The organism is Vibrio sp. sp1, from assembly GCF_016920955.1.
In the GTDB taxonomy this organism is placed as follows: Bacteria; Pseudomonadota; Gammaproteobacteria; order Enterobacterales; family Vibrionaceae; genus Vibrio; species Vibrio alginolyticus.
The window spans coordinates 2,009,061-2,022,310 of sequence record NZ_CP060589.1; the positions used below are offsets into that span (position 1 = coordinate 2,009,061).

Here is a 13,250-nt window from a genome sequence, read left to right on the forward strand (position 1 = left end):
GCCAAAACAAATTTTGGTAAGAGAGGTTATCGCGGTTAAGATGGCGGGGATTCTAACAGCATTTTTATACCAATGCTAATAATTATCCGCGAAAGGCACACTTATTCCTTACAACCCGCGGATAGATTTTTGACGTCTATTTGCAGCACCTGTCAGAGAAACAGTATAGGGTTAGCTGTCTTATGGTGATATTCCGAGGTTACAGTGAGTAAACGACTACTCAAGTCTGGCATGATCGTCAGTGCTATGACATTTATTTCCCGCGTTCTTGGCCTAGTTCGTGATGTTGTAGTGGCAAATTTAATGGGGGCAGGAGCAAGCGCAGACGTCTTTTTCTTCGCCAATAAAATTCCTAATTTTTTACGACGTTTGTTTGCTGAAGGTGCTTTTTCCCAAGCGTTTGTACCTGTTTTAACGGAAAGCCATGCTCAAGGCGACATGGATAAAACTCGGGAGCTCATTGCTCGTGCAGCGGGCACGTTGGGGGTGATAGTCTCAATTGTTACCATCTTAGGTATTCTAGGTTCCGGTGTGGTGACTGCACTGTTTGGTTTTGGTTGGTTCCTAGACTGGATGCATGGTGGTCCCGCGGCTGAGAAGTTCGAACTTGCTAGCGTGATGCTCAAGATTACCTTTCCTTATTTATGGTTCATCACTTTTGTTGCCCTATCGGGAGCCATTCTTAATACACTAGGTAAGTTTGCGGTTTCTTCGTTTACTCCCGTCTTCCTCAACGTAATGATCATTTTGGCAGCATGGTTTATCTCGCCGCAGATGTCACAGCCAGAGATTGGTCTTGCCATCGGTGTTTTCCTTGGTGGTTTGGTTCAGTTCTTATTTCAAATCCCTTTCCTTATTAAAGCGGGGGTTATGGTTAAGCCAAAATGGGGCTGGCGCGATCCGGGCGTGGTGAAGATCCGAACCTTAATGATTCCTGCTTTGTTCGGTGTGTCGGTAAGCCAAATCAACTTGTTGTTTGATACTTTTATTGCCAGCTTTCTGCAAACCGGTTCGATCAGTTGGTTGTACTATTCAGATCGCTTGTTGGAATTCCCGTTAGGTCTGTTTGGTATTGCTATTGCAACGGTGATTTTACCAGCATTATCACGCAAACATGTTGACGCACAAAATGAAGGATTCGCACAAACCATGGACTGGGGGGTGCGCATGGTGATCTTACTTGGCCTTCCTGCAATGCTTGGTTTGATGGTACTGGCAAAACCTATGTTGATGGTGTTATTCATGCGAGGTGAGTTTTCGCCACAAGACGTACATCAAGCATCATTGTCACTCTTTGCTTACGCTTCAGGCTTGTTGAACTTTATGCTGATTAAAGTGCTTGCTCCGGGTTATTACTCGCGTCAAGACACCAAAACTCCAGTGAAATACGGCATCATTGCGATGGTGACCAACATGGTATTTAATGCAATTTTTGCGTACTTCTATGGCTACGTTGGCTTGGCTATCGCGACAGCACTATCGGCATTTGTGAATATGGCACTGCTGTATCGTGGCCTGCACATCGCAGAGGTATACCAAATCACTAAGCGAACCGTCTTCTTTATTATACGTTTAGCTATTGCTGGCGCGGCGATGGTTGCGGCAATCTTATGGCAACTGGAAGATATGTCAGTATGGCTGGGCTGGAGCTTTGCTCACCGAAGCGCGGTGCTAGGGATGTTGATCGGTTTAGGAGCAGTAGTTTACCTAGTGGTTCTATTTTTAACTGGTGCGCGTTTAAAAGACCTAAAAGCTGGGACAGACTGAGGGTGATTAGTATATAATCCGTCAGTTTCACACAGTGTAAAGTAAAACAGAGGCAGAAAGCAGTATCCAATGGAACTGATTAGAGGCATTCACAATATCAACCCGCGACATCATGGTTGTGTGCTGACTATTGGCAATTTCGATGGTGTCCATAAAGGCCATCAACAAGTATTGCAGCAAGTGTCTGAGCAAGCGGACAGGCTATCCTTGCCTTCTGTTGTGATGACCTTTGAACCTCAGCCGATGGAGCTGTTTGCCAAAGACAAGGCACCTGCAAGGTTGACGCGATTACGCGATAAGTTCGTGCAATTGAGTAAGCTCGATATTGACCGCTTACTGTGTGTCAATTTCAATCGCCATTTTGCAAGTTTAACCGCGGAAGAGTTTATCCGTGACTTGTTGGTCGAGCGTTTGGGTGTTAAGTTTCTTGTCGTTGGTGATGATTTCTGCTTTGGCAAAGGCCGTACAGGTAACTTTGCAATGCTGCAGGAAGCAGGGGAAAAATACGGCTTTGATGTCGTAAGTACCCAGAGCTTTTGTTTACAACAATTACGTGTCAGCAGTACGGCTATCCGTCAAGCGCTGGCGCGTGACGATTTGCATTCCGCGCAACAGATGCTGGGAAGAAACTACAGCATCAGCGGTCGTGTTTCTCACGGAAGAAAGCTAGGTCGAACCATTGGGTTCCCTACTGCAAATATTCCTTTGAAACGCTGTGTTTCTCCGGTTTCCGGAGTCTATGTTGTTCAAGCGCTTGGCTTAGGAAATAAGCCAGTTGGTGGTGTTGCTAATATTGGTCAAAGACCAACCGTCAATGGTGTTCGCCAACAGTTAGAAGTGCACTTATTCGACTTTCATGCCAATTTATATGGCAAGCAACTAGAAGTGGAACTTTTGCATAAACTTCGAGATGAGCAAAAGTTTGAGTCGTTTGAAGCACTTAAACAACAAATCGAATTGGATGCTGAAGCAGCAAGGGTGTGGCTGCGTCAGCTTAAGCGTTGAGCGGTTTATTCCACCGTTCAACATAATGTCTAATTTTCGCCCAATATAACGGAATTAAGAATCGATGAGTGAGTATAAAGATACCCTGAACTTACCTGAAACAGGGTTTCCAATGCGCGGCAACCTGGCCAATCGTGAGCCAGAAATGCTTAAGCGTTGGTACAAAGAAGATCTTTACGGTGAAATCCGTAAAGCTAAGAAAGGCAAAAAGTCATTCGTATTGCACGATGGCCCTCCTTACGCAAATGGTGACATTCATATTGGTCACGCACTAAACAAGATTCTTAAAGACATTATTATTAAATCCAAAACACTTTCAGGTTTTGACGCACCTTACATCCCAGGCTGGGACTGCCACGGTCTACCAATCGAATTAATGGTAGAGAAGAAAGTAGGTAAGCCAGGCCAAAAAGTGACAGCAGCGGAATTCCGCGAGAAATGTCGTGAATACGCAGCAGGTCAGGTTGAAGGTCAGAAAGAGAGCTTCAAACGCCTTGGTATCATGGGTGAGTGGGACAAGCCATACCGCACTATGGATTTCGCAACTGAAGCGAACATTATTCGTGCTCTTGGTAAGATCGCAAGCAATGGTCACCTGCTAAAAGGTTTCAAACCTGTTCACTGGTGTACAGACTGTGGTTCTGCTCTTGCTGAAGCGGAAGTAGAATACAAAGATAAAGTATCGCCATCTATCGACGTTCGTTTTAAAGCGGCTGACGAAGCGGCACTGCTATCTAAATTTGAACTGACAGAAGGTCATGAAGGTCACGGTGACGTATCTATCGTTATCTGGACAACAACACCTTGGACACTGCCTGCAAACCGCGCAGTATGTCTACGTGATGATCTAGAGTACGTGCTTATCCAAACAGAAGGCGACAACGCTGAGCGTATCATCGTTGCTGCTGAGCTGGCGAAAGACGTAATGGACCGTGCTGGTATCGAGCACTTCCACAACCTAGGTTTTGCGAAAGGTGCGGATCTTGAGCTTTCTCAATTCCAACACCCATTCTACGATTTCACTGTACCGGCGATCCTTGGTGATCACGTTACAACTGATTCAGGTACTGGTGTTGTTCACACTGCACCTGGTCATGGTCAAGAAGACTTCGCGGTTGGTAATAAGTACAACCTAGAAGTAGCAAACCCAGTTGGCTCAAACGGTGTTTACCTACCAGATACAGAGCTATTTGCTGGTCAGCACGTATTTAAAGCGAACGATGCAGTAGTAGAAGTACTAAAAGAAAAAGGTGCACTACTACACCACCACGCTTACGAGCACAGCTACCCACACTGTTGGCGTCATAAGACTCCAATCATCTTCCGTGCTACACCTCAATGGTTCGTTTCTATGGACCAAGCTGGCCTACGTGCTAAAGCATTAGAGTCAATCAAGAATGTAGAGTGGATGCCTGAGTGGGGTCAAAGCCGCATCGAAGGTATGATCGAAGGTCGCCCTGAGTGGTGTATCTCTCGTCAACGTACTTGGGGTGTGCCAATTGCTCTGTTTGTTCATAAAGAAACAGCAGAACTTCATCCAAACACGCTAGAGCTGATCGAGAAAGTCGCTAAGCTGGTTGAAGAGAAAGGCATCCAAGCATGGTGGGATGTCGATGCAGCTGAACTACTAGGTGCTGACGCTGACCAATACGAAAAAGTGCTAGATACGCTAGACGTATGGTTCGATTCAGGTGTCACTCACTTCTCTGTTGTTGATGCTCGTGAAGAGTACAACGGCAACAGTGCAGACCTATACCTAGAAGGTTCTGACCAACACCGCGGTTGGTTCCAATCTTCTTTAATTTCATCTATTGCGATGAAAGACGAAGCACCTTACAAACAAGTACTGACACACGGTTTCGTGGTTGATGGTCAGGGTCGTAAGATGTCTAAATCTATCGGTAACGTGGTTGCGCCAAAAGACGTAACCAACAAGCTAGGTGCTGACATTCTTCGTCTATGGGTTGCTTCTACAGACTACACGGGTGAAGTTGCGGTTTCTGATGAAATCCTAAAACGCAGCGCAGATGCGTACCGTCGTATCCGTAACACAGCGCGTTTCTTCCTAGCTAACTTGAGCGGCTTCAACCCTGAAACAGACATCGTTCCTGTTGAAGAGATGGTTGCGCTAGATCGCTGGGCGGTTGGTCGTGCACTAGCAGCACAAGAAGAGATCGTTAAAGCATACGAAGAGTACAACACACACGGTGTGACTCAGCGTCTAATGCAATTCTGTTCGATCGAAATGGGCTCTTTCTACCTAGACGTAATTAAAGACCGTCAGTACACAGCAAAACGTGGCGGCAACGCTCAACGTAGCTGTCAGACTGCGCTTTACTACATTGTTGAAGCGCTTGTTCGTTGGATGGCTCCTATCATGTCGTTCACTGCAGATGAAATTTGGAACGAAATGCCAGGCGAGCGCGACAAGTTCGTATTCACTGGTGAGTGGTTTGACGGTCTATTCGGTCTTGCTGAAGGTGAAGAGCTGAACAACGAATTCTGGACTGAGATCCAAGCGGTTCGTGGTGCGGTTAACAAACTTCTAGAAGATGCGCGTAAAGAGAAAACCATTGGTGGTGCACTACAAGCTGAAGTGACTCTATTTGCTGATGACGCACTAGCGGCGAAGATCAACAAACTTGAAGATGAACTGCGCTTTGTTCTACTAACCTCTGCGGCGAAAGTTAAGCCTCTGGGTGAGAAGACTGATGCAGCACAAGCGACGGATATCGAAGGCTTGTTTGTTGAAGTAGCTGCAGCTGAAGGCGAGAAGTGTGACCGTTGTTGGCACCACACGCCAGACGTAGGCACAATCGAAGGTCACGAGAAGATCTGTGGTCGTTGTGTGTCTAACGTAGACGGCGAAGGTGAAGTACGTAAATTCGCGTAATTGCCTAGAACGACTGAACTTTTTTTAAAATTAACAGCCCCAGTATTTACTGGGGCTGTTTGTAGGTAAAGTAATGAGTGAAAAAGCACTGACGTTAAAGCAATCTGGAGTTCGCTGGCTGTGGTTAGCAATTCTGGTATTTATTGCAGATATTGGCATCAAATTGGTGGTGATGGACAACATGGGCTACGGATGGGCAAACCGAATTGAGGTGTTGCCATTCTTCAACCTACTTTACGTTCATAACTACGGTGCCGCTTTCAGCTTCTTGAGCGATCAAGCTGGTTGGCAGCGTTGGTTATTTACAGGTATCGCGTTTGTTGTGACGGGTCTTTTGACCTACTGGATGAGCAAGCTTCCAGCAAAAGAAAAATGGAACAACATTGCTTATGCACTGATTATTGGTGGTGCAGTGGGCAACGTGTTTGACCGCGTCGTTCATGGCTTTGTTGTTGATTACCTAGACTTCTTCTGGGGTAACTACCACTGGCCAGCATTCAACCTTGCTGACATGGCGATCTGTATTGGTGCCGCGATGATTATTCTTGACGGCTTTCGAAAGAAAGACGAGGCGAAAGCCTAAGTAGTGGCAGTGTATATAGCGAAAAGTTGAATAACCCTAAGCGTCGCCCGTTGATTCGAGCGACGCTTTTTATTATGTTGGAGCGCCAATCATCATATCAATGTATAAAAAGACCAAGCTGACAGCGTAATAACCCAAGAACAAGGAAGCAGTAACGTGACAACAATAACCAATGAATCGGTAGTAACCCTTCACTTTACGATTAAAATGAAAGACGGATCGGTTGCAGATAGTACTCATAACATGGGTAAACCAGCGAAGTTTGTTATGGGTGATGGAAGCTTGAGTGAAAACTTTGAGCAATGCTTGATCGGCCTCGAAACAGGCGCACAAAAAGCGATTGAGCTAAAGGCAGAAGACGCGTTTGGTATGCCAAACCCTGATCATATTCACTATATGGATCGCACTAAATTTGTAGGTGATGCAGAAGTGGAAGTTGGTACAATCATGGCCTTCAGTGGCCCTGATGGCATGGAAATCCCGGGCATTATTACAGAGATTGCAGGCGATTCAGTCACTGTGGACTTCAACCATCCTCTAGCGGGACAAGACGTGACTTTCGAAGTTGAAATTTTGTCAGTAGAATAGCGAACCCAATAAAGATAATTTCCATGAGCAATGAAATGAAAATCCTATTAGCTAACCCACGCGGCTTTTGTGCTGGTGTAGACCGTGCGATTAGCATCGTAGAGCGTGCGCTAGAGATGTATCAGCCACCGATTTATGTGCGTCATGAAGTGGTGCATAACCGTTTTGTGGTTGAAGGGCTAAAACAACGTGGTGCTATCTTCGTTGAAGAGCTGCATGAAGTGCCAGACAACAACATTGTGATTTTTTCTGCTCATGGTGTATCGCAGGCGGTTCGTCAGGAAGCCAAGCTGCGTGATTTGACCGTATTTGACGCAACGTGTCCTTTGGTAACCAAAGTGCATATGGAAGTGGCGCGTGCGAGCCGTCGTAATATGGAAGTGGTTCTGATTGGTCACGCAGGTCACCCTGAAGTCGAAGGTACGATGGGGCAATACGCCAGTGAAACCGGTGGTATGTACTTGGTTGAAACTCCAGCCGATGTTGAGAAACTGAAGGCGATTGTGAAAGATCCATCCGATCTTCATTACGTAAGCCAAACGACGCTTTCTGTCGATGAAACTGCCGATGTTATCGAAGAGCTACGCCGCGTGTTCCCAGATATCCAAGGTCCACGTAAAGACGATATCTGTTATGCGACACAAAACCGCCAAGATGCCGTGCGTGAATTAGCTGGTGACGTAGATGTGATGGTTGTGGTGGGTTCTAAAAACTCATCAAACTCTACACGTCTTAAAGAGCTAGCTGAAAAGCTAGGGACACCTGGCTACTTAACCGACTGTCCGGAAGATATCAAACCTGAGTGGTTCGAAGGCAAAACAAAGGTCGGCGTGACTGCGGGAGCATCTGCTCCGGAAGAGCTCGTTAATCAGATTCTAGAGCGAATCAAAGAACTCGTTGGTGCCGAAGCGGTTGATGAAGTACTTGGCCGTGAAGAGAATATGTTCTTTGAAGTACCTAAAGAATTGCAAATCAAGCAAGTGGATTAGTCTCCATTTATCGAATATTCAAAAGGCGACCTGTGGGTCGCCTTTTTTACATCTCTCTTAACTCATTTAGGTAATCACGAATTTGGTCTTTTCCTAAACCATCGATAATCATATCAGACATCTTCGTGATTCTTCGCTCAAGCGATTGAGCAACCTTTTCGCAATGTGCGTACATGTCTTCATCAGAACCATAGGTCGGAAAAGCATCAACTTGCCAGTTTACTCGAACGCCCCCCGCAAGCCACTGAGGAGCGGTTTCTTGATGTAAAGAATCACAGAGAATAATAACGATGTCGGGAAGAAACTGAGTTCGCTCCTCCCATGAATGTGTGTGGATATGCGGAATGGGGAGTTGGTGGTCATCTAAATATTTTTGCACCACTGGGTGCACCTTGCCTGTGGGATGTGAGCCTCCACTGGTGACACTAAAATCCGCTGACAGGATATTGGTTGCGATTGACTCCGCGAGGACGCTTCGTCCAGCGTTGTGCTTACATATGAATAAAACTTTATACATCATCGCCTCGTCTTTTCAGAGCGTCCTATTTATACGCTAGCGGAAACTCAGCGATGATGTGTGAAGTTTTTGTGTTAGTGGCTAATGCCGAGCATCTCTTTGAGCACCTTTAAGTAGCGGCGGCTTACTGGTATCTCAAAGCCTGTTTTGGTGATGATTTCCGCTAACCCATTTTCCAGTAACTTGATTTCGCTAATCGCTTTAATACTGACTAAGTATTGACGATGGCAGCGGACTAGAGGGGTTTTCTCTTCCAACGTTTTTAATGTCAGTTGGGTGCTCGCGGTTTGGCTGGTGGAGCGTACATGCACGCCGCTGATATCACTGTAAGCACATTCCACCGTGTCGGTGGCCATGATAACGATGCGGTTGTGTCCGATGCACGGTATCTGATCCAACGTGTCAGGTGTAATAGCAGACAGTTGTTGCGTTAGGGCGGATTGGCTAATGACTTTGTTTAGTCGTTTTACCGTTTTAGTTAGCCGGCATGGGTCGACAGGTTTGAGCAAGTAATCAAAGGCATTGTCTTCAAATGCTTGAATCGCATACTGATCATAAGCCGTGACAAAAACCACATAAGGCATGGTTTCTGGATCAAGCATCCCAAGTAGTTCAATCCCCGTGACTTGAGGCATTTGGATATCGAGAAACACCACATCAGGCTTAAGTTCATTGATTTTTTTTAGGCCGAGGATTGCGTTTGAGGCATCGCCCACGACCTCAACTTGGCCTGTTTCATCCAGTAACTCTGCTAGCTCTTCACGAGCAAACTGTTCATCATCAATGACGAGTGCGGTTAACATCCAACATTACCTTTATTGCTTCAGCGTGCTTTTATGATTTTGGGGGAATGATAAAGCTCATTTTAGTAAATTGATGTGGCTCGCACGTAATTTTTAGCGCTGCATCACGTCCAAATTGATTAGTGAGACGCTTGTCGACAATTTCTAAACCTAGCCCTGAGTGGTTTTCTTTTGGCGGCTCAAAACTGCCTGCGTTGTCTTCGACGGTAATCAAGTGACCTTGTGGGTGTGCTTCGCTGTATATATGAACTTTACCACCTTCAAGCATGTTTGAAATGCCATGCTTAATGGCATTCTCAACCAAAGGCTGGAGTGTAAAGCTTGGTAATTTGATGTCCAGCAATTCAGGTTGAATATCGATTTCAACCTCTAAGCGGTCCGTAAAACGCGCTTTTTCGATGCTCAAGTACGAGTTCACATGTGCAAGCTCTTCCTTTAGCGTCACGGTATTAATGTTCTGCTTTAAATTGCTGCGGAAGAAGTGCGATAGATTTTGGATTAGCTCGCGCGCTTTGTCAGGGTCACGACGAGTAATCGCACTAATAGTATTGAGTGCATTAAACAAAAAGTGTGGATTCACCTGAGCGTGAAGCAATTTTATTTCTGCTTGGGCGAGTAAGGCTTGTTGTTGTTGGTAATCGCCATAAAGGATTTGGCTAGATAGAAGCTGGGCTATTCCTTCCGCCATCGACATGTTGGCCGTCGAGAACAATTTACGCTTCGGTTCATACAGCTTTATGGTACCAATGACCTCTTTCCCTGCACGCAGTGGGATGATCAGCGCAGATCCGAGCTTGCAATCTTTTGCAATGGAGCATTGGTATGGACGCTCCGCACCATCAAGATAAATGATGTCGTTTTTCTCCATGGAGTCTAATGTGCTTTGCGATGAAATCGGCGTGTTTGGTTTATGGTGATCATCGCCAATGCCCACAAACGCTAAGATTTTTTCTTGGTCAGTAATCGCGACAGCGCCCACTTTGGTTTCTTCGTAAATAATACGTGCGATTTTCTCTGCGTTTTCGGTGTTGAAGCCGTTGCTTAGAATTCCCACTGAGCGATCAGCAATGGTGAGCGCTCGACGCGAAAACGTCGCAGAAAACTTTTCAAAGATTGCTTTTCTGTCTTGCAGGATACTCATGAACAACGCCGCACCAAATGAGTTCGCGATGATCATAGGCGCTGCAATAGCGGACACCAGTTCATAGGCTTGATCAAAAGGTTTCGCGACGGCGAGCAGCAAAATCATTTGCACCACTTCTGCAACAAACGTGACGCTGAATACAACGCTTGGATTAAACAGCAATGCACCTTTATTTCGCTTGATAAGGTAAACGTGGAGCAAACCACCAATTACGCCCTCGGCGGTGGTTGAAATTGCACAGGCTAGGTCGGTAAAACCACCAAGAGAGTATCGATGGATGCCACCAGTAAATCCGACGGCGAAACCTACAACAGGTCCACCAAACAGCCCGCCCATAACTGCGCCGATCGCACGAGTATTGGCAATAGCATCGTTGATGTGCAGACCGAAATAGGTGCCGAGAATACAAAAGCCAGAGAAGAGTACGTAACAAATTAGGCGGTGGCTTAAGCGCGAAGAAATACTCAGCAAAGGTAAGATGATTGGCGTTTTACTTAGCATGTAAGCCAAAACTAAGTACACACACATCTGTTGTAAAAGGGAGATGACCAGTTCCATAGTGAACCTAACCTAGAATCAATGTTGTTATTGTATACCTAAGTAACCTCAAGATGCTTGGCTCAGATAGATAAGAACAGCTAAGTAAATGATGCTGCGCTGTGCTTTCTGAGTCTTAAAGTGACTTGGGTATAAAACAAAAAGAGCCTGCAATTGGCAGGCTCCTATCTTAGTCACTCAGATGTGACGAGTATTACGCTGTTTCTAATACGGCTTGTGGTTTCTCTTCGTCAGCCAGTTCAGTTTCACCTTTACCCTTAGAGGTTTTGATAACGTAACCTGTCACAGCTAGGGCAAACACAATACCTACGATAGTTGATAGTTGCATTGGCAGACCAAAACCTAGCGAGCTGTTGTTTAAGATGAACGTGACACATACCGTGGTCATGAAGATAGCTGGGATAGTGGTAATCCAGTGCAGCTTGTTGTGACGCAGAAGGTAAGCGGACGCAGTCCAAAGCATCATTACCGCTGTTGTTTGGTTTGCAAAACCGAAGTAGCGCCAGATAATGCCGAAGTCTACTTGAGTTAAGATACCGCCGATAACAAACAGTGGAAGTGCCATCAGTAGACGGTTACGTAGCGTTTTTTGTTCCATGTTGAAGTATTCAGCAAGGATCAAGCGGCTTGAACGGAACGCTGTATCGCCAGACGTAATTGGTAGGATAACCACACCCAGGAACGCAAGGATACCACCGAACACACCTAGCAGACCAAATGATGCGCTGTATACCACGTTACCAGGGCCACCGTTTTTCACAGCTTCTGATAGAGCGTCTAGAGAGCCGAAGAAAGACAGAGCGATAGCACACCAAATTAGCGCGATAACACCTTCACCAATCATTGCACCGTAGAATACGAAGCGACCGTTTTTCTCATTTTCCATACAACGCGCCATCAGTGGAGACTGAGTTGCGTGGAAGCCAGAGATAGCGCCACATGCGATAGTGATGAACAATGCAGGCCATAACGGCATGTCATTTGGGTTGAGGTTAGAGAACATGTCCGAAACTTGGAAGTCACCCATTACAGTGTGTTCGCTAGAGAAAGCAACGGCTGTCATTAGGCCAACAGACATAAAGATAAGTAGGGCGCCAAACAGTGGGTAGAAACGACCAATGATTTTATCGACAGGAACAATCGTCGCAATGATGTAGTAAGCAAAGATAGCAATAACCATCGTCGTCATGCTTACACTCAAGCTTGTTTGATCATTGATGAGGTTAGTAATCATGCCAGCAGGGGCTGAAACGAACACTACGCCAACTAGAAGCAATAGGACAATGGCAAAAATATTCATAAAGTGTTTTGCGCCATTACCTAGGTAGCGACCTGTAATGGTAGGTACCGATGCACCGCCGTTACGCACTGAAAGCATGCCTGAGAAGTAATCGTGTACTGCACCAGCAAAAATACAACCGACTACAATCCAAAGCATCGCCGCAGGACCGTATAGTGCCCCCATGATCGGGCCAAAAATTGGACCCACACCTGCGATGTTAAGTAGTTGAACTAGGTAAACTTTCTTTGTTGACATTGGAACGAAGTCAACACCGTCCGATTTGGTGTGAGCTGGCGTTTGGCGTTTTTCATTGATGCCGAAAATCTTCTCGACGAAAGCGCCGTAGATGAAGTATCCGCCGATTAGGGCTGCGACACAGGTTAGAAACCACATCATAGCAATTGTCCTTGGTCTTAGTTGGGTAGGGTAATTTTTTAATCTCAGGATGCATGTTATGCGTCACTTGTGTTAAATGCATTCGGTTAGTAGATGAGTGGTCGAATAGAGCACTGAGTGGTCGATATGCTGCTTGAGCGGTTTTTAAAAATGGCGAAAGGTTGATGACAGTCTTGAGCGGCTGATTTGAGTCATCAGTGGTTAAATCTGCAAGCTCAGCGGCAAGCGCCAATAATTAGTGGTAAGCTTATTTTTGAAAACAATTACTTAAGGAAGAACCATGAAAAAGGTAACGGTAGGTCTGGCACTGGCTTTACTTGCAGGATGCACAGCAACGACAGCAGATCTTGCCAAGTCGGGAGATTGGCATCAGATCGGATATCAAGATGGCATAACCGGACACACATCGCGCACGATGAGCGAGCTTCGTGAGTTGGGTAGTGTTAAGCAAAGTGACTACGACCAAGGTTATTTAGAAGGTTTACGTGAGTACTGTAATCCTGCTTTTGCGTATCAAATGGGGTTATCTGGTCAGTATTACGAAGGGGTTTGTGAAGGTACTGAGCAAGCGCAAAAATTCCGCATGGAATGGCAACGTGGTTGGAATGAATACTCAAATTAATAGTCAATAAAGCCGTTGTTACACTGTCTGCATCACATAAATGTGGCAAAATCTTCCTTATTAAACTATGTTCATACTGCTTGATAGTGAGCACAGAAAAAAA

The 13,250-nt window shown here is 45.7% G+C and carries 11 protein-coding genes; 7 read left to right on the forward strand and 4 right to left on the reverse strand.

Annotation, left to right across the window (positions count from 1 at the left end):
• The first annotated feature begins 204 nt into the window (after positions 1-204).
• The 6 genes from murJ to ispH all read left to right on the forward strand — a co-directional run bounded on the left by murJ (position 205) and on the right by ispH (position 7,825).
• Complete coding sequence (gene murJ / locus H9L11_RS09460; RefSeq protein ID WP_064353635.1) at positions 205-1,767, forward strand: murein biosynthesis integral membrane protein MurJ; 1,563 nt, start codon at positions 205-207, stop codon at positions 1,765-1,767.
• 69 nt (positions 1,768-1,836) lie between these two features.
• The gene (gene ribF, locus H9L11_RS09465) at positions 1,837-2,772 is read left to right on the forward strand and encodes a bifunctional riboflavin kinase/FAD synthetase (protein WP_005381933.1); all 936 of its coding nucleotides are present in this window, start codon (positions 1,837-1,839) and stop codon (positions 2,770-2,772) included.
• A 64-nt stretch (positions 2,773-2,836) separates the two neighbouring features.
• Positions 2,837-5,665 carry an isoleucine--tRNA ligase gene (gene ileS / locus H9L11_RS09470; RefSeq protein WP_167415020.1) on the forward strand — a complete coding sequence of 943 codons (2,829 nt, stop codon included), beginning with the start codon at positions 2,837-2,839 and terminating at the stop codon, positions 5,663-5,665.
• 73 nt (positions 5,666-5,738) lie between these two features.
• A complete protein-coding gene (gene lspA, locus H9L11_RS09475; RefSeq protein ID WP_025768433.1) occupies positions 5,739-6,248 on the forward strand; it encodes a signal peptidase II in 510 nt (169 codons plus the stop codon).
• A 156-nt stretch (positions 6,249-6,404) separates the two neighbouring features.
• Entirely contained in the window at positions 6,405-6,836 is a 432-nt protein-coding gene (gene fkpB, locus H9L11_RS09480) for an FKBP-type peptidyl-prolyl cis-trans isomerase (RefSeq protein WP_005381922.1), read from the forward strand.
• A 23-nt stretch (positions 6,837-6,859) separates the two neighbouring features.
• Complete coding sequence (gene ispH / locus H9L11_RS09485) at positions 6,860-7,825, forward strand: 4-hydroxy-3-methylbut-2-enyl diphosphate reductase (RefSeq protein ID WP_017636164.1); 966 nt, start codon at positions 6,860-6,862, stop codon at positions 7,823-7,825.
• Between the two features lie 46 nt (positions 7,826-7,871).
• On the opposite strand, the gene H9L11_RS09490 is transcribed toward ispH, so the two are convergent.
• From H9L11_RS09490 to H9L11_RS09505, 4 genes are all read right to left on the reverse strand, one after another.
• Positions 7,872-8,345: a protein tyrosine phosphatase gene (locus H9L11_RS09490; RefSeq protein WP_064377040.1), complete on the reverse strand. Its 474-nt coding sequence runs from the start codon at positions 8,343-8,345 to the stop codon at positions 7,872-7,874.
• Positions 8,346-8,416: 71 nt separating this feature from the next.
• Positions 8,417-9,145, reverse strand: coding sequence for a two-component system response regulator BtsR (gene btsR / locus H9L11_RS09495; protein WP_005381917.1), 729 nt, complete (start codon positions 9,143-9,145; stop codon positions 8,417-8,419).
• Between the two features lie 31 nt (positions 9,146-9,176).
• Positions 9,177-10,847, reverse strand: coding sequence for a sensor histidine kinase (locus H9L11_RS09500; RefSeq protein WP_005381915.1), 1,671 nt, complete (start codon positions 10,845-10,847; stop codon positions 9,177-9,179).
• Between the two features lie 193 nt (positions 10,848-11,040).
• Positions 11,041-12,525 (reverse strand): carbon starvation protein A, encoded by a 1,485-nt coding sequence (locus H9L11_RS09505; protein ID WP_205390717.1) that lies wholly within the window; start codon positions 12,523-12,525, stop codon positions 11,041-11,043.
• A gap of 280 nt (positions 12,526-12,805) precedes the next feature.
• Here H9L11_RS09505 and H9L11_RS09510 point away from each other — a divergent pair, with 280 nt between their 5' ends.
• Positions 12,806-13,147, forward strand: coding sequence for a DUF2799 domain-containing protein (locus H9L11_RS09510; protein ID WP_005381912.1), 342 nt, complete (start codon positions 12,806-12,808; stop codon positions 13,145-13,147).
• Positions 13,148-13,250 lie beyond the last annotated feature (103 nt).